Origin of the sequence: Lactobacillus juensis (genome assembly GCF_036246285.1) — a bacterium.
GTDB lineage: Bacteria > Bacillota > Bacilli > Lactobacillales > Lactobacillaceae > Lactobacillus > Lactobacillus juensis.
Map to the genome: position 1 here is coordinate 227,574 of NZ_BTTS01000002.1, position 20,300 is coordinate 247,873.

A 20,300-nucleotide genomic window follows, 5' to 3' on the forward strand; every position below is an offset into this window, starting at 1 on the left:
AAATGGTTAATTTAAAACAATTACATGATTATGTCAAAGAAAATTATGAAGCCGAAAACTATAAAGATGCTGAAAAAGCGTATAAAAAATGGCATGATACCAATGATTATACCTATAATGCAGCAAAAACTGCTGTGAAAAAGAGTTCTCTCAGTGATTATCAAATGGGTTATGAACAAGCCAAAAAGGACTATGCAGAGAGTCATTCTTTCAAGGATTTTCCTAAAAAAGGTGTTAACTTAGTTAATCGTGTTACCCAGAATAAAGCAATTGAAATAGAGCGCTACATTGACGGCTACAATGATGCCAAGGCCAAAATTTTACGGGCGAAAAAATAGCCCATAAAGGAGATTATTAATTATGTATGGCTCATTATTAGCCAATGTAAGTCCAGATAGAAAAATTAAGGAAGCTGTAGAACAATTTCCTCAACATACACAAGCCTATTATCTCGAAAATAAGCCAGTCGGGTTAATGACCTGTTGGCAAAATGCTTTTCACCCTTATTCCTTAAATTTTGCGGGCTATCTTGCACCTAGATTAACCAGCGGTGAACAAATGCAGGTTTATGAGCAAATACTGACGGATTTAACGGCAAAAGCCCAAAAAAATCACCAAAACGCATTAATTACTTATGATTATGCACCGCAGTTACTCTTTAATGCTATTGGTCAAAAAAATGGTTTTAAATTAATCAGAACTACTGTAGAACCCCAGATGCCCTTGAAAAGGGCACTGAAAAATATTCTAATTGATACTGATTTGCAGATGGTCACTCTACACAAAATAAAAAAAGATTCTGTAATAATGAATAGGCTGGCACAGGTGAGTTTCTCCGATTATCAAAAAAATCATTTAGCAAATCCTGTTGCAAAGATACCTCTTAGTGAGTGGAGCAAAACCATTTTCACTGATCAACTTGAACACGCCCCCTTAGCGCTAATTGCTGCTGGACAAATTAAGGCTTATTGCTTTTCTTTTGAGGATACCCCTCAAAAATTGACTTTAGGATGGATGGGTGCTGTTAAGCCTAATTTATTAGACCAATTGCAACAGCAATTGCTAAATTGGGCACAAGCAAAATATCAAACTTTAAGTGGTGAATTTGACTCTACAGACCCATTAGCAACGCGGACTTACAGAAAGTATGCGTTTAATCTGTGTCCAGTTTATGAAACGTATTTAAAGGAACTTTTTTAAACAGGTGACAAACGACAAGCTATTAATAGTTTGTCGTTTTTTAATTAGATAGAAAAAATTCATATTGACTTAAAGTTCACTTGAAGTATTACCATTAATCTAATCGTCGGATGAACAACTTTGGTTAGTGTTAAAAGCGATAAAACCAAACTGTTTATAATAAAATGAAAAGTGATAGAAAGACTGGTATACGCATGAAACGTAGTAAAGTTATTGTCCACATGTATGTTTCAATTGATGGCAAAATTGATGGTGAATACGGTAGTAGTATTTCTAGTCAATATTATTCAGACGAATTATTTGAATTAAGCAATGCTGATGCTAATGGTCGTGAAACTATTCAAATGTATGCCACGCCAGCTAATGCACAGATTGATTTAAGCAAATATCCTGCAGATAAAATTGAATACGAAGATTGGCTGCCGGATATTAAGTCACAAACCTGGTCGGTTTCTTTTGATCGCAAGGGCAAATGCAACTGGACACAAAACTATTTCGAATATAATGGTTATAAGATGCGTGCAATTGAAATAGTTACTAAGCAGGCAAGTAAAAATTATTTAGCCTACTTACGTACCTTACAAATTCCTTATATTATTAGTGGTGAGCAAGAATTTAACTTAACAGAAGTTCTGGTTAAGTTAAAACAGCATTTTAATATCACAACGCTTGCGGTTTGCGGTGGCTCAATTATTGACGGCGTCTTTTTAAAGGCACACTTAGTTGATGAAATTTCTTTAGTAGTTGCACCACATGTGAATGAAGATTCCCAACAAAAATCTGCTTTCAATACTTTAGGTAAATACATTGATGATTCATTTGCCTTTGTAAGTGCCAAAAAATTAGCAGACGGCGGTGTACACCTGTTGTTTAAGAAACAAAGTTAGTTTCTCTTAATACTATAAAATTGGTTAATTCAGAGTATCAAGTTGGAAACGGTTTGCTACTTTTAATTTTGCCAAAATTTTAACCAACGAATAATGGCATCTTTTTACTTGTTTATAATTGATAGCGGTAAAAATAATAGGGGATATTCCAGCTATGCGAATCAGCTGCAACTAAATCATCATTCATTAAGTATTTAGGCAATAATGCAGTTGCCTGGCCTTTTTTGACTAGCTCTAAAATCATTTCCAGTGAATCAATTTCAGTGACGCTGTTTTTATTCTGCGTTAATTTGAGAGTCAAGTTACGAAACGGACAATTTATGTCTGCGTTTATGGCAACCGGTACTCTTTTATTTTCCTGCTTTTTGCCTTTTAAAAAACAGGCTTGTAAATGGCTTTTCTTGATTAACGAATATTGGGGTAAAGTGATCGGAGTAAAGGCCCAGACCATGTCATAGGGATGCTTAGTCAATAATTCTTGAATTTCATTAGTACTTTTAATGATGACTTCATATTGATCAAGTGCAAACTGTTTCTTTTGGGTAATAATATAGCCAAAAAGCAACTCAGAGATTAAAACTTTTGGTTTGTTACTGGTTAAATCGTCTTTTAAATCTTGATAGTTTTGTAGTGCTTTAGTCGCAAAATGATACATTTTTTGCCCATTTTTAGTTGGTCTGACTCCTAAATTAGAACGCACGAAAAGTGGCGTTTTCAGTTCTCGCTCCATTGTTTTGAGCCTGGCCGTAATATTGGATTGAGTGTAGCCCAATTTCAATGCCGCTTTATTCAGTGATCTAGTTTCATAAATTGTTTGGTAAATATATAAATCGTTAAAATTCATAATACTCCATATCATTAAAAGTGATAACCCTATTACAATCTCGGATTATGCAGAGTGAATTTGTTTTAATATACTAATTTTGTAATCTAAAGGGGGAACTTATTATGACTACAAAAATTGGTATTAATGGTTTTGGTCGCATTGGTCGGCTTGCTTTACGGCGAATTTATGAAGTGGCCAGTGATGACATCGAAATTGTCGCAATCAACGACTTAACCTCACCAGCTATGTTAGCACACTTATTAAAATATGATACTGCGCATGGTCAATTTAATCATGAAGTAACTGCTACAACTAATAGTATTGTAATTGATGGTAAAAATATTCCGGTTTATGCGGAAAAAGATGCCAGTCAAATTCCGTGGGTTAAAAACGATGGAGTTAAAATAGTACTTGAATGCACTGGATTTTATACTTCAACTGCAAAATCCCAAGCTCACCTTGATGCCGGTGTTAAAAGAGTATTAATTTCTGCTCCTGCAGGCAATATGAAAACTATTGTTTATAGCGTAAATGATGATCAATTAACTGACTCTGATCAAATTATTTCCGCAGGCTCATGTACCACTAATTGTTTAGCACCATTAGCACAGGCAATGAACGATGAATTTGGCATTCAGGTGGGAATTATGTCTACAACGCATGCCTATACTGCTTCACAAATGTTACAAGATGGACCTGATCGTGGTGGCAATGTCCGTAATGCCCGTGCTGCAGTTGCTAACGTTATTCCGCATTCAACTGGAGCAGCTAAAGCTATTGGACTAGTTATACCTGAACTGGATGGCAAACTTACGGGTATTGCTCAACGAGTCCCTGTTATTTCTGGTTCTATTACTGAACTAGCTGCCGTTTTAAGAGAAAAAGTTACAGCTGAAGAATTTAACGCTAGAATTAAAAAGCATACTGAAGGCAATGCTTCTTTTGGCTATAATGACGACCAAATTGTGTCATCAGATATTATTGGCACTGAATTTGGTTCGGTATTTGATCCAACTCTCACCCAAGTTGAAACTGGAGATAATGGGGTACAACTAGTCAAGGGTTACGCCTGGTATGATAATGAGTCCGGCTTTGTAGCCCAAATGATCAGAACACTGCAAAAGATTGCCCAGCTAAGTTAATTCCAAAAATTAACTGATATTTTTATCAATTTATAACTGTTTATCATCAATAAAAAAATGGTTCTGCCAAGTGCAGAATCATTTTTTTGTTTTTAAAATATACTAGTCATTTTTCACCCATGGCGCTGTGAGCATTTGACTAACGGTTTGCTTAATATCATTGCTTTGAGCAATCAAAGAAATTACCGCAGCTCCAGCTGCTTTAGTTTTAGCAATTGCTTCTAAGTCGCTAGCGGTAATCCCACCAATAGCAACAATTGGCCGGGTTGTGCTTTTGACCAGTTTGCTTAAGCCGGCAATACCAATTTCGGGGTCGGCATCACTTTTAGATTGGGTGGCATAAATTGGGCCACTGCCATAATAATCAATTCCGCTAATTTTATTGGCTTGCTCAACTTGAGCTAAATTCGAGCAGGAATAGCCGATAATCATTTGAGCGCCAACTTCTTTAATGACCTGTCTGATTTCTTCATCGCTTTGACCAACATGAACGCCTTCGGCATGAACTTGTTGTGCAAGCTGAACATCATCGTCAATGAAGAAGGGCACGTGATACGCATAACACAATTGGTGTAGCTTTTGTGCCATGGGGAGTCTTTCAGCTTCACTTAAAGTTGAATTAGGTCCCTTATCTCGAAATTGAAAAGCAGTAATACCTGCAGCAAGTGCTTCTTCGACTATGCCCGGTAAAGTTTTACCTTCTGGAACGTCTTGACTGCCACAAATAAAGTAAGCATGTAAAAAATCAGTGTTAAAGTCTTTCATTATTTCTCCTAAATTACTGAGCCCAATGATTTAAAGGACCGTGACCATGACCAACTTGAATAGTTTCCTTAATAGTTTTGGTAACGTACTTTTTAGCAATTTTAATTGCTGACGGTAAACTTTGACCTAAAGCCAGTTGAGCTGTAATTGCTGCAGCTAAGGTGTCACCTGTACCGTGAGTGCGCTCGGTATGTATTCTGGAACTGCTGACCCAAAGATCGGAACCATCAGCAAATAAAGCATAATCTTTTACTTGTTCGCTACTTGCATGACCGCCTTTAATTAGCACATTTTTAACTCCCATATCTTGTAATTTATGAGCTAATTCTGGATATTGGGCTTGATCTTGTACCTTGATATCAGTTAAAGTCTCCGCTTCTGGCAAGTTGGGTGTTATTAGATCGGCTAAAGGCAGCAGCTCGTTCTTAACGGTGGCGACAGCATCTTGACTTAATAATGGTGCGCCCCCCTTAGCAATCATCACTGGATCTATGGTAATAGGACCAAAGTCATACTTTTGCAAATTAAGTGCAACTTGGTGAACGTGATCTGCATCGCCCAACATTCCTGTTTTACAAGCACGGATGTGGAAATCTTCTGCCAAAGAGGCGAATTGGGCATCGATCATTTCTAAAGGCAGTAAAAAAGATTTCTGGACGCCCAAAGTGTTTTGTGCTGTCACTGCTACTACAACAGCTGTACCAAATACTTTTTGCATTTGAAAAGTTTTTAAATCAGCCATGATTCCGGCACCTCCACCTGAATCTGTGCCGGCAATAGTTAAAACCTGGGGAAAAGAATTAATTTTTTCAGTCATCATAAAGTTCCTTAATCAAAATCAGCAATTCGTTCAATATCAGCAACTTTTACTTTATACAAATAATCCATGAGATACATGCCAAAAGTAGCGGGCCCGACATTAGGGTGATCTTGAACTACTAATTGACCAGCGCAACTGAAAACTAAAGCACCTATTTGAGCTGCTTCAAAAGGATCGTCAGCAACTGCTGTAAAAGCTGTGACAATACTGGTTAACATATCTCCTGAGCCGACATGAGTTTTAAAAAGGGGTGAGCCGTTATGAACATGGGCTATTCTTTTACCGTCGCTTATTGTGTCTGTAGGCCCGCTCGCAATGACTGTGCAACGATATTTTTGAGCAGTTTTTGCAGTAATTTCATCAATATCACCAGAACCAGAGCCTGCATCAATCCCCTTTGAGCTCCAATCAAAGCCACCTAAGGCAGCTATCTCACCAATATTGCCCCGAATAATACTAGTATGAAAATCCCATAATAATTTTTCTGTGATTTTATAACGGTACTCCACGCTGCCAACGGCAACGGGATCAAATACTATGGGTTTATTATATTGGCGCGCTAAATCCTCCACTTTTTTAATGTGGTTAATTTGCTGCTTGGTTAAGCAGCCAATATTAACTGCCACGGCGGAAGCCATCCGCACAATTTCTTCAGCTTCAGCGATTTCATTACTCATAATTGGTGAAGCACCAATAGCATTAACAGCATTGGCCACGTCTTGAACTGTTACAAAATTAGCAATATTGAAAATAACCGGGTTTTCTGCTCGCAATTTGTCTAATAATTTTAACTGCATTTTATTACTCCTAATTTAATATCCTTAAAATTTTTGACTAATAAAAAAACTTTGGCATATGGAAATGCCAAAGCTTAAGCAGTTTTGACACGTTCCTACGCAAGTATTAACTTACAGGTTCAAAGGGTCTGAAAAATTTTCATCTCAGCCAAAAAGGCACCCCTCGTGTTATCGCTTACAATTATAACGGAATTTATTACTGATTACAATAGTAGGTTGATAAAGTTGATATCTGTTTACGCTATATATGCTGGTACTTTGACTGTTATTAAAAAATTGTGCATAACAGTCAAAAACAGTATAGTGGTTAGAGTTTATCTTTAGTAAAATGTAATTAGTAATAATTAACTGTCATTTTACAATATTATTTAACTCGAAGGAGAATATTCATGAATTTTACGGATCGACTGCACGAAGCGGGGAAGGCATTGTGGCATGAAAGTATGGTGCATCCCTTTATAAAGGAGTTACAAAGTGGCGAACTCCCAATTGCAACTTTTAAATTTTATCTGTTGCAGGATCGCTATTATTTAAGAGAATTCAGCAAGTTGCATAAATTAATTGCGGCAAAAACGGATAATCAGGAAGTAAAGGAATTTTTACTGGCAGGGGCACAAGACTTGAAAGATGTCGAAATATCAGTGCGAGGCCATTTTTTTGAAGAATTAAACATAACTGCGACTGAAATTGCTGAAACTCCGGTGGCGCCAACAGCTTATAACTACGTTAACCATATGCATATGACATTAAATCGATCTGGTGTTAAACCAGCGGTTGCAGCACTTTTACCATGTTACTGGCTCTATCAGGAAATTGGCCAAAAAATGGCAGAAAAGGGCTCACCGGTTTCTTATTATCAGGAATGGATTGATACTTATGATGGCGAATGGTATGGCGCCAACGTAGCAAAAATGTTGCATTTAACCAATTCTTTGGCTGAAAGTGCGACTAATGAAGAACTTGAGCAAATGCAAACTGCGTTTGTGCGCAGCAGCTATTATGAATTGCAGTTTTGGCAGATGGCTTATGAAAAGCAAGATTGGAAGTAACTTCTGTAAAAACCGCTTTTATTTTATTCTTACTTGTCTTTAGTCAATTTCATAATAAAATTTTGATATTGGACAATGTAATTATTGTTCAAAGTCCCAGGAAAGTGTGCAACTTGGAGAAAATAAGATATATTTATTTTATAATAATGTAGATTTACCTAGTACTGTTAATGGTGATTTAGGAATTTCTAAAATGTGGGTTACTAGTGGCAGCATATATTATGCACTAAAAGCAACTAATCTTAAACCTGTATTTCTAGTCTATAATTGGTCTGGAGAGCTAACAATGCACTACTATGCTAGTGGAAGCAAAAAAGCAAGAACCGTCAGTTATAGAGCTCGCGGTATAGGCCGATGCCAAACTTAGTCGCAATATTCTTATTCTTGCATTCGTAGATGACATGGCTATGCCACTTTAAGCGGTAAAATTGATTGCTTCATAGGAGATATAATGTTTCCGAGCACCGCCTTTTAAATGAGAATAATAAAAATGAATGATGAACAATTTTTTAAATTAAGAAAGATACTAGATTTTTTTAAAAAACAAGCTCCGACAGCTATTATCGAAGAGAATGTAAATAGCGTTGAAAATTTTAAAACAGAATCTGCTGCTGAGTATAATAGGGCAAAAAGTTATCTTGGCGAAAATAATAATTCGTTTAAATCCTTTCATGTAAGTGTGGATTCCGCAAAAGATTTCTTGTGTTTATTGAATTTACTGGGTGCAATACATGCAAATTTTAATATACGTTCAAAGCCTTTTATAATAGAAGGAGAAGAAAATAGCAAGGCGCTAAAAAGAGAGAACGACTATTATAACAACTGGATGGAGTGTTTTTCAAACTATGAATTTATGATAGTTGATTTTGATGCAACTGCTTTAGACCAGGATCAATATTATGATTAATTTATAGAAAAGGCAGCTTACCAAGTTTAAGCTGCCTTTTTAGTTCAGTCATTTCGCATTGTTAAAATCATTATATTAAAAGCTAATATGCTATTATTCATCAATTTTTTTAATATAAATTAATTTTGCTTTTCTTAATATGCCACGATCTTTAAATAGAAAGCCATAATATCTATTATTAATTTTTCCGACATAATAAAGCGTATCATAAGATCCTTGATTATCAGTAGTTATTTTAACAGAAGCAATTTTTTTATTATGTAAGCATTTATATGTGTCTAAGTTATATGAATATTTTCTTTCGCCAGCACTAAGATATACGGTTTTTTCTAAAGAATTAATTCTATAAAAATGTATAAAGCCCATTCCAATGCCTAAAAAGAGAAATGTTAAAATAAATACAATTATAGTTTTTTTCATTTTTGCTTCCTTGTTTAATACGATAATATGCCTGAGATGAATAATACATCTGCAGAGCCTTTTGAGCTTGTCGCAACATATAAAAATATAGCAACAATTGACAGCGCAGTAGTTATGGAGGTCAAAGGCAACGATGTAACTCCCATTAAAATATATATGGGAGATAAAGTACACTTTTGCGAATATATTAGAATTTATATGATTATAGAGGAAATAAGTGTTCACTAGACTATGTTCAATAAATTTAAAGAAATTCATTGATTTCTGATTTCAAATTATTTGCTAATTGTTGCGCCTCAATTTTTTCTAGTAAACTTACTTGTTCTAAAGCTTTAGTTTTATCTTTTTGACAAACCGCAATTCTTGCCCTTATTACAAGCAATTTATCATATTGACCAAGCTTTTTAATTAGCGGCTTTAGCTTAAGCATATTATCAGCTGCCAGCTTAAATTTATGATCCAGCATTTCTATCATGGCCTGATTAATTAAAGTATTAATTTTCAAAGATTTTTTAAAAGGGTAATCTCTGTCAATTACCATAATGATTTTAGCAATAATTTCATTTGCAGTTTCATAATCAAAAGCAAATAAAATTGTATTTAGAACATAAATATCAGTGATTGTGAGAATTTTAGTTTTAGCCAGATAATCAAACCAGATTGGTTGCACCATCTTTTTAGCTTTGGCTAACCCTTTAGGTTTATTGGCTAATAATAAAGCTTCTAAAATTGTTTTAATTCTTTCGATGTCCCCGTCATTTTCTACCAAAAAGCAATCTTGTAACAATGCTTCTATATCAGCGATACTATTATTGGCAGTATCTGTACTCATTTCAAGTTCAAAAAAACGGTGTAATAGTCGTCGCTTAAAGCTTAAAGTATAATTATTACTAATGTATTCAAATTCATCTGGTGTAAGACTTAGTCGTTTAATCAGTTCGATTTCATTCTCATAAGAAACAGCTAATTCACTATGTTCTATCTTAGAAAGTTCACTGCGGTCAAAAAGATCATTTGCCAACTCTTGTTGTGTTATTCTGCGGGATATTCTCAATTTTCTAATAGTTATACCAAATCTACTCATACCGGCTAATTACCTTAATTAGTTTTATTAAACAATATTTTTTCCTTATTGTGCAGGCTTTGCACACATTTTCATAAAAATCAATGTTATTATGAAAGTAGGAATAAAATTAAAAATAGAGTTCTAAATTTAACATAATTTCTAATATATATATATAAATTCTTTATAGAAGGAATTTATAATGTTTATTACATTTTCAGTTATGTGGTTTTTAAATAAAAGCTTGCACTTTTAGCAAAATGCCTCGGCTATAGTACAAAACAGGGCACAAACCTGGGCAACTAATTTATCTAACTTTAATGCCAGCTATAGAAAATCAGAAATTTATCAAGATATAAACTAGGCTGCACAAGACTCCGAAGGAGTTTGGCACGATTAAAATTCTAAAAACATTACAGACTATCATATAGTTTGTATGTTAAGGGGGCTCAAAAATGGCTACTTCACCAGTTATACAATTCATACTTCATGTAGGTCAACTTTCATTAATTATCCTTGTGATAGCAGGTATATTTTATGTAAGTAGACACAAAAAAGAAGTCTATAGTAGACCACGACTATATCCTAAAAATGTTGAAATATTTTTATCTTGTATTCCTTTTTTGGTTCCATGGGGCGCATTATTCATGTACTTCATATTTCCAATTAAAGCTAATGTTTCAGTATATATTCAAAGAGTAGTTGATGTGTGGCCATTAATTGTAATATGCGCCGTTTGGACATTGATATTACTTATTGCAATACATTATGACTTAAAGATGCGTAAAAAATATGGTGGAGATCTATAAATTTAACAATTAAATTTTAAGTCAAAGAGATTGGTTAAAATGCTTTAGCCTCGCCATTTTATTTCTAATAAAGAATGCTCCTAACAACTTTGTTTGCTAGGAGTATTTTTATGTAGTAATTAAATAAATAATGACAAAATAACCATTACTTCTATACGTTCTATAGATTTTGAACAAATCAACGAGTTAACCCATGTCAATTTTCAAATATGCAGAGCGAAATTCTTCTATAGCAAAAGAATATAAAATTTTATTTGCCTAATTGCTTAATATCTATAACAATGTTTTGATCAACTCAAAATAGTAAAGAAGAATATATGAGTTTTAGTTCACTAAACAATAAAAATACATTTAACGCCAACTTAATTCACCAGTGCCAATTTGATAATCATGCCAAAGATAATAGATTTCAGTTTTATCTTGCTTAAACAATTTAGACATAAAAATATGACCTGCGAAATTGTCTTAATTCGAGGTCATATCATTTACTACGCCTAGTAGCTTTTTTGTAATTAATTTGTTTTAGCTGCTATTCGCTCATCATGCCATTCAAGAATCATCTTCACTATGGCGTTAGCGACATTCAAGTTTTTTAACAACGGTCCGTGAGAATAGGTACCAATGAAATTGCGATAACGCAGGCCTTCAACGTGGTCTTGCGGGTTGTTGCCGTAGCCTTCAATCATTTCTCCTAAGGGATGCAGCTTATCCTTATCGTCAAAATAAGTTTGCCCGGAATGATTTTCAAAGGCCTTGACTTCGCCCCATTCACTCATATAGCGGGTATCGCCAATCATGCGCTTATCTGCTTTAAAAACAGTATGGAAGGGTAGGATATCTAGCCCCTTGATAGTCACACCGGCATTAGTTTTGTAATAAGTGCCAACGAGTTGGTAGCCGCCACAAACGCCTACCATAGGTTTACCTGCGTTAATGTACTTGGTTAAAGTTTCCTTATGACGCGGTAAATCTTTGGCAATAACAGTTTGCTCGAAGTCCTGCCCACCGCCAAAAAAGATGAAATCATAGTCAAAAGCATTGAACTCACTACCAAGAGAAATATTATCCACTTGCGTAGTATAGCCTTGCTTTTTAAGTAAAAAACTTATGATTTTAACATCTCCGGAATCACCATAGGTGTTCATCAGGTCTTCATATAAATATGCAATCTTGATTATTTTGTTCGCCATTGTTTACCAACCCCTATTTTCTTGTTTAAAGTATATCTTAATAGTTAGAAGTGGGCAAAGAATAGTTATTTAAGATTTTGCTGCGCTGCAAAATGATTAATTGGGCCATATTTGGAGCCAACTGCAATGGGGTGAGCAATAGCTTCATAAGTAAAATCTTTAGCAGTTTGTACGCTGGCAATAATTGATTGTCCTTTTGCTAATTCAGCAGCAATTACTGCTGATAGTGTGTCACCTGTACCATTAATTCTATCTGTATTAATAAACGGCTTGGTAAATTCGTGAAATTTTCCGTCTGCAGTGAGTAAAATATCTGTTACTTGCGACTGCGCAGAATCATCATGACGGCCTTTCATTAAAACATTTTTGGCTCCCATATCCTGCAATTTTTTGGCTCCCTGATGAATTTCATCTTTGGTAGCTAAATTCAAACCGGTTAATTTTTTCTGTTCGTAAAAGTTAGGCGTAATAATGTCGGCTAATGGCATTAACTGCTCAAGAAAAGCCTGGTAGGCATCGTCATCAAGCAAGGTATCACCGTGTTTGGTCATAATAACCGGATCGAGTACGATCTTACCCATATCATATTTGTGCAAATTAGCAGCAACACAGGCAATTACGTCCTTGTTAGCCAGCATACCGGTTTTAAGTGCGTCAATTTTAAAATCATCGTTTAGTACGTCAAATTGTTCCTGAATAAAAGAAATAGGCATAACTTCTTGTGCATATATACCAGTTGTATTACCAGCAACGGCAGCTGTTAAAAGCCCCATGCCATATACTTGACGGGCATAAAATGAATGTAAATCAGCAGTCATCCCCGCACTGCCATCGCTGTCATTTCCCGCTATTGTTAAAGCAATAATTTCTTTTTTCATTTTCATGTATCCTCTTTTTAACGTAAGCTCTATGTAACCAGTATAACTTAAAATAAGGATAATGTTATAATAATTTCTTGTAAAAGCAAGTCCGGGTAGTAAAATTAGTATAAACCGCTTTCTGTCGGAGAGGATACAAGAGACAATATGCTAAAACAATATATTATGGCAATCGATGAGGGAACTACTTCAACTAGGGCGATGATAATTGATCATCAGGGCAGAAAAATTGCTTCATCACAAAAGGAATTTCCCCAATATTTTCCTCAACCTGGTTGGGTAGAGCATAAACCTGAAGAGATTTGGCACGCAGTTCAAACAACAATTGCCAATGCCATTATTAATTCTGGCGTGCGACCGGGGCAAATAGCAGCAATTGGTATTACTAACCAGCGTGAAACAACGGTAATTTGGGATAAAAAGACCGGCAAACCCATTTATAATGCAATTGTTTGGCAGTCACGGCAGACAACCGACTTGGCTGAAAAGTTAAAGACCGATGGCTATAGTGAATTGATCCATAAAAAGACGGGACTAATAATTGACCCATATTTTAGTGCTACCAAAATTCGCTGGATTTTAGACCATGTTGCTGGTGCACAAGAAAAGGCCGAAAATGGTGATTTGCTTTTTGGTACAATTGACAGCTGGCTTTTGTGGAACTTAACTGATGGTGAAGTCCATGTGACTGACTACACTAATGCTTCGAGAACGATGCTGTTTAATATTCACGACTTAAAATGGGATGACAACATTTTGAAACTGCTCAATATTCCCAAAGTAATGTTGCCAGAAGTTAAGTCCAATTCTGAAATCTATGGTTATACCAAGTCTTATACTTTTTTTGGTGGCAAAGTACCAATTGCCGGTATTGCCGGAGATCAGCAGGCAGCCTTGTTTGGTCAACTGGCTTTGAAAAAAGGAATGGTTAAAAATACTTATGGTACTGGCTCCTTTATCGTCATGAATACCGGTGACCAGCCGACAGAGTCGGACAATAATCTGTTGACGACTATTGCTTATGGCTTAAATGGCAGAATTTCCTATGCTTTAGAGGGTTCTATTTTTGTTTCTGGCAGTGCTATTCAGTGGCTGCGTGACTCGTTAAAAATGATTAAGACAGCTGCAGATTCAGAAAAGGCGGCCAGGCAGTCGAAGTCTGAAAATGAGGTTTACGTTGTTCCGGCATTCACAGGTTTAGGTGCTCCGTACTGGGATTCAGAAGCACGTGGATCCGTTTTTGGAATTACACGTGGAACAAATGATAAGGATTTTATCAAGGCGACGTTGCAATCGCTGGCTTACCAAACACGGGATGTGGTGGATACGATGCAGGTTGATTCCGGCATTAAAATTCCAACCTTGCGCGTTGATGGCGGAGCGTCCAATAATGATTATTTGCTCCAATTCCAGTCTGATATCCTGGGCATTAAAATCGAACGTGCTAAAGTATTGGAAACAACTTCAATGGGCGCAGCCTTCTTGGCTGGTCTGGCAGTCGGCTATTGGCAAAATGTGGCTGAATTAAAAGATATTTTTGTTGTGGGCAAGACCTTTGAACCTCAAATGCCTGAAAGTGAAAAAGAACATTTGTATCAAGGCTGGAAGAAGGCCGTAAAAGCTACTCAGGTTTTTGCACATGGTGAATAAGTTATTTAAAAAAGGGGGACAAGAAATTGACACATGACCGAATAGTTGCACTAGATAGTCCGATGAACTTTCGTGATGTTGGCGGTTATCAAAGTGTGACTGGTAAAACAGTTAAATGGAATAAAATTTATCGTTCAGATTCACTTAGTTCTTTAACGGCCAGGGATCAAGTTAAATTAGCTAAAATGCGTGTCACTGTTGATTGCGATTTACGCTCTGAATACGAGAAGTCCTCTTCACCGGATATTTCTTGGCCCGATGTGGAATATGTGGACTTGCCGGTATATTCTGATAACGTCAATGATGCCCAAAACAATCGTTCAATCTACCGTTTTTTGCACCATATTCCTGATATGCACAATAATTTTATTGGTCGCATTTACCAGCAAACTCTGCTTAGTTCGCACAGTCAGGAAATGTTTGCCCGTGTTTTTGCGGAGTTGCTGGAATTGCCCGAAGATGAAGCACTGGTTTATCACTGCAGTGCTGGTAAGGACAGAACAGGAATGGTTTCGGCTTTAATATTAATGGCACTTGGAGTAGATGATGATACCATCGCCCGCGATTATTTATTAACTAACGAGTTATATGATTTTGCTGTTTCTCGCCAATTGCCAAGTAATGATGAAATTACGCAAATGGTTTCAAAAATGAATGTAACTAAAGGTGAAGGTATAGCTATTCGCGGCATTACAGAAACAGTCCGTGGCGGCTGGGGCGATTTTCCCACCTTTTTCAAAAAAGTATTGGGCTTTAATGATGATGACTTGGCTCAACTAAAACGAATGTACTTAGATTAGGGGCGAATCGTGATGGTAACCTTGCTTGATGTTGCTAAAAAAGCTAATGTTTCAAAGATGACGGTTTCTCGTGTAATTAATCATCCCGAGCAGGTAACAGAGGAACTACGTATATTGGTTGAGCAGGCGATGGATGAACTTGATTATCATCCTAATTATGTTGCCCAGGCTTTGGTAAATAAGCGTACAAATGTTGTTAAGTTTGTCACGCTGGAGGATATAGATACGACAGAGCCATATTATATGAACCTGTTATTCGGCATAGCACGTGGGTTATCTAAAAAGCAGTACGCTATTCAACTTGTTACTGATAGAGGTCAGATAGAGGATGGCAACTTTGACGGTTATCTCATTACCGGCGCCCGCTCCAGCGATTATGCTTTTTTTGACAACCTTAAAAAGCCCTTTATTTTATTTGGTGAAAATCACCATGGTTATGATTATGTGGATAATAATAATCAGTATGGTGGAGAATTAGCGACAAAATATGCACTTTCGCGGTTATACCAAAATATTATTTTCATTGGCATTGATGTCAGAGAGCCATTTGAGTATTCACGTGAAACGGGCTACGTCAATACTTTACAGAAGAATAAAAAGGTGCCTCAAATCTATCGCATTGCTAATCATAGTCATGCAGCGCAAGAAGTAATTAAAAATAATTTCCATAAGTTTCCTAAAGATACCTGTTTTATCTGTGCCAGCGATCGCATTGCTACGGGGGTAGTCAGACAATTGCTGGATGAAAATGCTAAAGTCCCGGCTGACTTTGGTGTGATTGGCTATGATGGCGTTTTTCTCGATCAGGTTTCCAACTTAAAGTTAACTACTGTCAAACAGCCAATTTTTAAAATGGGAGAATTGCTGGCCAACATGCTCTTACGGAAAATTAATCAAAAGGGATCTCCTCAAGGAGAAGCATTAATTAAGCCTTCCCTAGTTAAGAGAGAATCCACTAGGTAAAACAATTTAAACACAAGCAAAAATGCACATACTAATCGGACAGAAGAAAGATTATTATGTGCTTTTTTAATAGTTAAAAACTGATATCAAAAGGAAACTTCCCTAATTGATAGAACTCAAGCAATCTTGGTATGTCAGCTTGTGGAATGGCATCGTCCATGTTAAAGCCCACTACTTTTTATCATCTACACAAAGATCGTTCAAATTAGAAATAGTCAGGTTCTGAGCTGCTGCAACTATTGCTGCGCAAGGTTTCATCTGAGTGGCAGATTTTGCTTGCCACCATAAGAATTTGCAAGTCTGTTGGCCCTACTTCGTGAAAATCAATATTATCTTCAATCTCAAAAGAATCTTCCATTTTATTAACAACAGCAGCTTTTATTTTCAAAAAATTCTTCTTATCTGTTAGCGATTTCAAGATTGTTGTGAACCCGTAAACATAAAAATAAAATATTTTTTGGGAAATTCACATGAATGTAACGAACCACGCTCGTTTATACTGAAATAATAAGTATTTTTCTGATAGCGGTAACATCATTAATATAGTTGCCTTGTATGAGATTTCTCCGCTAAACTACAGGTGGAGGTATAGATTTATGACGCATTGGTATGAGCATGCAATAATTTACCAAATTTATCCCAAGTCTTTTCAGGATAGCAATGGTGATGGTATTGGTGATTTAAATGGAATCAGGCAGAGATTACCTTATTTGCAACAACTGGGCATTAATACTATTTGGCTAAATCCTATTTTTGTTTCGCCACAGGTTGACAACGGCTATGATGTGGCGGATTACTTTAAAATCGATCAGCGAATGGGAACAATGAAAGACATGACAGCTTTAATTGCTGCTTGTCACCAAGCAGGGATTCATGTGCTTTTAGATTTTGTTTTAAACCATACTTCTGATCAAAATGAATGGTTTCAAAAGGCCAAAAGTGATCCTGACAGTCAATACCGCGACTACTATATTTTTGCAGGTGCAAATAATCAGCGTCCGAATAACTGGGGCAGCTTTTTCGGCGGCAGCGTTTGGGAGCCGGATCCGGCAGGAACGGGACAATTTTATTTCCATTTATTTGACAAACACATGCCTGATTTGAACTGGCGTAATCCCAAAGTAAGACAAGAAATGCTCAAAATTGCGGAATTTTGGCTGGCTCAAGGAATAGATGGACTGCGACTTGACGCTTTTATTCATATTGCTAAGGCAGATTTACGGCAAAGTTTTCCCGTAAAGAAAATAGCAAACGATGACGACCAAACAATAGTTGCAGAACCGTTTTTTGCTAATTTGCCTCAAGTTCAGAAATGGCTGCGACCATTTTGTGAGCAAATAAAAAAGGATTATCCTGAAGCTTTCCTTTTGGGGGAAGCTGCCAGCGCTAATGTTAACTTGGCAGCGGACTATACGGCAAAAGATCATCATCTTTTAGATAGTGTTGTTACTTTTCGTTATTTTAAGGATGATCAGAGTCATATTGTTCCTAACTTTCCAGCAGATTTTCAGCTTAAAGGGCTTGACTGGGATGCTTTTAAAAAAACGCAGGTTATTTGGCAGCAAACTCTGTCGCAGGTTTCTCAACCTACATTATATTGGAGTAATCACGACATGCCGCGGCTGGCTACCAGAATAGCGCAGACTGAAACTCAGGCACGCAGCTTGGCAATGCTGATGTATTTGCAACGGGGAATCCCAATTATCTATTATGGCGAAGAGTTGGGTTTAAAAAACCTGCTTTTTACTGCTGAAGAAGAGTTTAATGATCAAGAGGCGGAAGGTTTTATCACGAAAGCTGCAGACTGGGGCATAACAAAAGCAAAAGCACTAAAAATGGTCAGTCAAGCGCACAAAATGCCAGCACGAGGACCGATGCCGTGGACAGCTAAAAAGCCAAATTATGGTTTTTCAAAATTGAGTCCGTGGCTTAAAGGTCAAAGCCAAAATGACGCTAATGTTCAGGCTGAACTGGATGATCCTGCCAGTATGTTTAACTTCTACAGAAAATTGATTAGTTTGAAAAAAACAGCTTTGTTTCAATCAGGTAGTTTTTACTTGTTAGCAACCGCTAATAACAGTTATGTTTATCAACGCGATTTAGCAAATGATAGTGCAATCGTGGCTGTTTCACTGAGCAGTCAAAAATTAAAAATTAAAGTACCTAGTGAATACAGGAAAGTCATATTAACAGCAGGACAGCATTATTTGAATAATGATGAATTAATTTTGATGCCATACTCTGGTGTGGTTTTAAGTAAATAATGGAGGAAAAAATGCAATTAGCAGCCCTAAAACATAGAACAGAAAGCGAAGACTGTTTTGTCATTAGTCAGCATCACGTGCGGATCCGGTTCCACAGTGCCAAAAATGATGTTAAAAAAGTAATAGTTCACTATACTGATAATTATCTTGATACCAAGACTGATAAAACCGTGACAATGACTAAAGCGGGACAAGGGCAGGCAACTGATTATTGGGTAGCAACTTTGAATGCTCCTTATCGCCGCCTTAAATATACTTTCGAAGTCATTGGTCAAGATGACAGTCATAAAATTGTTGGGGACCGCGGAATTAAAGATTTTACTGCAGCAAATTTAGCAGCTGACAGCAGCTACTTCAAATTGCCTTACTTGCATGAAATTGATCAAACCAAAACCCCTGACTGGGTTAAAAATACTGTTTGGTATCAGATCTTCCCAGAGCGTTTCGCAAACGGTGATAAAAATAATGATCCTCAAGGCACAAAACCCTGGAATCCGCATGATCATCCCGGACGAGAAGATTTTTACGGGGGCGATTTACAGGGCATTATTGACCATCTGGACTACTTAAAGGAACTGGGAGTTGGTGGGTTATACCTGTGCCCAGTCTTTAAGGCAAGTTCTAATCATAAGTATGATACGATTGACTATCTGCAGATTGACCCTGATTTTGGTGACAAAGATTTATTTGCCAAATTTGTGAGTGAAGCTCATAAAAGGGGAATGAAAGTAATGCTTGACGCTGTCTTTAATCATCTTGGTGGACAGTCAATGCAGTGGCGAGATGTAATAGAAAATGGTGCTAAGTCGCGGTTTGCATCCTGGTTTCATATTAATCATTTTCCAGTTAAACCATATCAAGGACCTGAGGCAGGCGGCCCAAACTATGATACCTTTGCTTTTGAAGGACAAATGCCCAAATTAAATACCGCCAATCCTGCAGTCCAAGATTTTCTGTTGGAAATTGCAACTTACTGGGTAAAATATTTTGATATTGATGCCTGGAGGCTGGATGTTGCTAACGAAGTAGACCATCATTTTTGGCGAAAATTTCATGATGCGGTTACTGCAATTAAGCCAGATTTTTATATTGTAGGTGAAATATGGCATTGTGCACGGCCCTGGCTCAACGGTGATGAATTTTCTGCAGTGATGAATTATCCGTATACTTTACAGATTGAAGAGCATTTCCTGCATAAAACAAAAACAGCTCAGGAACTGGTTGCGGCTCTTACTGATCAACTAATGATGTATCGTGACTGCACGAATCAGGCAATGATGAACATGCTTGATTCTCATGATACCGCCCGTTTACTGACACTTGCAGGTGAAAATAAAGCGCTGGCTTTGCAAACCCTGACTTTTATGTTCATGCAGACTGGCAGCCCATGCATTTATTATGGTACTGAAATGGGAATGACAGGAGGAGAAGACCCCGATTGTCGCAAGCCAATGGACTGGCAAAAAAAGGGCACGCCTTTTTGGCATGAAGTGCAAAAGTTGATTACTTTTAGAAATAACCATGCTGCTACTTTAGGTAATGGCACAATCAGTCTAAGTGTTACTTCTACCGGCTTAATTAAAGTTAAGAGAATTGGTGCAGAAAAGATCACTGCTCTTTTTAATACAACTCCTGATAAGATTGCCGTTTCCACAAACGGTCAGGTAGTACTGAGTCAGAATTTTGCAGATGGACAACTTGCTGAGCACGGATTTATCATTGAACTTGCAAATTAATTTTAAAGAGTCTGGGAGAAACTATTTCTTCCCAGACTTTTTTAAAACATGATTCTGATACCGTTAACAGCGATTTTGCTATTGTCAAATACCCCGTTTTTGCGAATAATGAAAGCGTAAACAAAAAACCTCAC

General features: G+C 36.7%; 21 protein-coding genes and 1 riboswitch. Of the genes, 12 read left to right on the top strand and 9 right to left on the bottom strand.

The features are described from left to right. The first annotated feature begins 2 nt into the window (after positions 1 to 2). From AAA926_RS05380 to AAA926_RS05390, 3 genes are all read left to right on the top strand, one after another. Complete coding sequence (locus AAA926_RS05380) at positions 3 to 338, top strand: hypothetical protein (RefSeq protein WP_265893475.1); 336 nt, start codon at positions 3 to 5, stop codon at positions 336 to 338. A 22-nt stretch (positions 339 to 360) separates the two neighbouring features. Then, positions 361 to 1,200: a hypothetical protein gene (locus AAA926_RS05385; RefSeq protein ID WP_338212030.1), complete on the top strand. Its 840-nt coding sequence runs from the start codon at positions 361 to 363 to the stop codon at positions 1,198 to 1,200. Between the two features lie 194 nt (positions 1,201 to 1,394). Continuing rightward, positions 1,395 to 2,087 carry a dihydrofolate reductase family protein gene (locus AAA926_RS05390; RefSeq protein WP_338212031.1) on the top strand — a complete coding sequence of 231 codons (693 nt, stop codon included), beginning with the start codon at positions 1,395 to 1,397 and terminating at the stop codon, positions 2,085 to 2,087. Positions 2,088 to 2,199: 112 nt separating this feature from the next. Here the strand turns inward: AAA926_RS05390 and AAA926_RS05395 are convergent, their stop codons facing one another. After that, complete coding sequence (locus AAA926_RS05395; RefSeq protein WP_338212032.1) at positions 2,200 to 2,931, bottom strand: LysR family transcriptional regulator; 732 nt, start codon at positions 2,929 to 2,931, stop codon at positions 2,200 to 2,202. Between the two features lie 104 nt (positions 2,932 to 3,035). Here AAA926_RS05395 and gap point away from each other — a divergent pair, with 104 nt between their 5' ends. After that, positions 3,036 to 4,055: a type I glyceraldehyde-3-phosphate dehydrogenase gene (gene gap / locus AAA926_RS05400; RefSeq protein WP_198180554.1), complete on the top strand. Its 1,020-nt coding sequence runs from the start codon at positions 3,036 to 3,038 to the stop codon at positions 4,053 to 4,055. Between the two features lie 102 nt (positions 4,056 to 4,157). On the opposite strand, the gene thiE is transcribed toward gap, so the two are convergent. The 3 genes from thiE to thiM are packed head-to-tail and all read right to left on the bottom strand — an operon-like array spanning position 4,158 to position 6,437. Beyond that, on the bottom strand, positions 4,158 to 4,823 hold the full coding sequence (gene thiE, locus AAA926_RS05405; protein ID WP_370466813.1) for a thiamine phosphate synthase: 666 nt from the start codon (positions 4,821 to 4,823) through the stop codon (positions 4,158 to 4,160). Positions 4,824 to 4,833: 10 nt separating this feature from the next. Beyond that, positions 4,834 to 5,637, bottom strand: a complete 804-nt coding sequence (gene thiD / locus AAA926_RS05410) for a bifunctional hydroxymethylpyrimidine kinase/phosphomethylpyrimidine kinase (RefSeq protein ID WP_198180544.1) — start codon at positions 5,635 to 5,637, stop codon at positions 4,834 to 4,836. 11 nt (positions 5,638 to 5,648) lie between these two features. After that, a complete protein-coding gene (gene thiM / locus AAA926_RS05415; RefSeq protein WP_338212033.1) occupies positions 5,649 to 6,437 on the bottom strand; it encodes a hydroxyethylthiazole kinase in 789 nt (262 codons plus the stop codon). A gap of 75 nt (positions 6,438 to 6,512) precedes the next feature. After that, positions 6,513 to 6,611, bottom strand: a riboswitch (TPP riboswitch). 215 nt (positions 6,612 to 6,826) lie between these two features. Between thiM and tenA the strand changes: the two genes are divergently transcribed. Both tenA and AAA926_RS05425 read left to right on the top strand, forming a co-directional pair. Then, a complete protein-coding gene (gene tenA / locus AAA926_RS05420) occupies positions 6,827 to 7,486 on the top strand; it encodes a thiaminase II (RefSeq protein WP_338212034.1) in 660 nt (219 codons plus the stop codon). Positions 7,487 to 7,976: 490 nt separating this feature from the next. After that, on the top strand, positions 7,977 to 8,393 hold the full coding sequence (locus tag AAA926_RS05425; RefSeq protein WP_338212036.1) for a hypothetical protein: 417 nt from the start codon (positions 7,977 to 7,979) through the stop codon (positions 8,391 to 8,393). A gap of 93 nt (positions 8,394 to 8,486) precedes the next feature. Here AAA926_RS05425 and AAA926_RS05430 read toward each other — a convergent pair whose 3' ends face one another. Then, entirely contained in the window at positions 8,487 to 8,813 is a 327-nt protein-coding gene (locus tag AAA926_RS05430; protein WP_338212037.1) for a hypothetical protein, read from the bottom strand. Between the two features lie 244 nt (positions 8,814 to 9,057). Next, positions 9,058 to 9,897 (bottom strand): helix-turn-helix domain-containing protein, encoded by an 840-nt coding sequence (locus tag AAA926_RS05435; RefSeq protein WP_338212038.1) that lies wholly within the window; start codon positions 9,895 to 9,897, stop codon positions 9,058 to 9,060. Between the two features lie 434 nt (positions 9,898 to 10,331). Between AAA926_RS05435 and AAA926_RS05440 the strand changes: the two genes are divergently transcribed. Beyond that, on the top strand, positions 10,332 to 10,685 hold the full coding sequence (locus tag AAA926_RS05440; RefSeq protein ID WP_338212039.1) for a hypothetical protein: 354 nt from the start codon (positions 10,332 to 10,334) through the stop codon (positions 10,683 to 10,685). 512 nt (positions 10,686 to 11,197) lie between these two features. On the opposite strand, the gene AAA926_RS05445 is transcribed toward AAA926_RS05440, so the two are convergent. Beyond that, positions 11,198 to 11,875, bottom strand: coding sequence for a type 1 glutamine amidotransferase (locus tag AAA926_RS05445; RefSeq protein WP_198180538.1), 678 nt, complete (start codon positions 11,873 to 11,875; stop codon positions 11,198 to 11,200). Between the two features lie 65 nt (positions 11,876 to 11,940). Next, positions 11,941 to 12,753 carry a bifunctional hydroxymethylpyrimidine kinase/phosphomethylpyrimidine kinase gene (gene thiD, locus AAA926_RS05450; protein WP_122053145.1) on the bottom strand — a complete coding sequence of 271 codons (813 nt, stop codon included), beginning with the start codon at positions 12,751 to 12,753 and terminating at the stop codon, positions 11,941 to 11,943. Positions 12,754 to 12,900: 147 nt separating this feature from the next. Here thiD (AAA926_RS05450) and glpK point away from each other — a divergent pair, with 147 nt between their 5' ends. From glpK to AAA926_RS05465, 3 genes are read left to right on the top strand one after another with little or no spacing between them, the layout of a single operon-like run. Next, on the top strand, positions 12,901 to 14,403 hold the full coding sequence (gene glpK / locus AAA926_RS05455) for a glycerol kinase GlpK (RefSeq protein ID WP_338212041.1): 1,503 nt from the start codon (positions 12,901 to 12,903) through the stop codon (positions 14,401 to 14,403). A 26-nt stretch (positions 14,404 to 14,429) separates the two neighbouring features. Further along, positions 14,430 to 15,203, top strand: a complete 774-nt coding sequence (locus AAA926_RS05460) for a tyrosine-protein phosphatase (protein WP_338212043.1) — start codon at positions 14,430 to 14,432, stop codon at positions 15,201 to 15,203. A gap of 12 nt (positions 15,204 to 15,215) precedes the next feature. After that, positions 15,216 to 16,166 (top strand): LacI family DNA-binding transcriptional regulator, encoded by a 951-nt coding sequence (locus AAA926_RS05465; RefSeq protein ID WP_265893503.1) that lies wholly within the window; start codon positions 15,216 to 15,218, stop codon positions 16,164 to 16,166. A gap of 205 nt (positions 16,167 to 16,371) precedes the next feature. Here AAA926_RS05465 and AAA926_RS05470 read toward each other — a convergent pair whose 3' ends face one another. Further along, the gene (locus AAA926_RS05470; RefSeq protein WP_370466795.1) at positions 16,372 to 16,554 is read right to left on the bottom strand and encodes a hypothetical protein; all 183 of its coding nucleotides are present in this window, start codon (positions 16,552 to 16,554) and stop codon (positions 16,372 to 16,374) included. A gap of 208 nt (positions 16,555 to 16,762) precedes the next feature. Here AAA926_RS05470 and AAA926_RS05475 point away from each other — a divergent pair, with 208 nt between their 5' ends. Further along, positions 16,763 to 18,430: an alpha-glucosidase gene (locus AAA926_RS05475; RefSeq protein WP_265893484.1), complete on the top strand. Its 1,668-nt coding sequence runs from the start codon at positions 16,763 to 16,765 to the stop codon at positions 18,428 to 18,430. Positions 18,431 to 18,441: 11 nt separating this feature from the next. Continuing rightward, a complete protein-coding gene (locus tag AAA926_RS05480) occupies positions 18,442 to 20,166 on the top strand; it encodes a glycoside hydrolase family 13 protein (RefSeq protein WP_265893485.1) in 1,725 nt (574 codons plus the stop codon). The last annotated feature ends 134 nt before the right edge of the window (positions 20,167 to 20,300 follow it).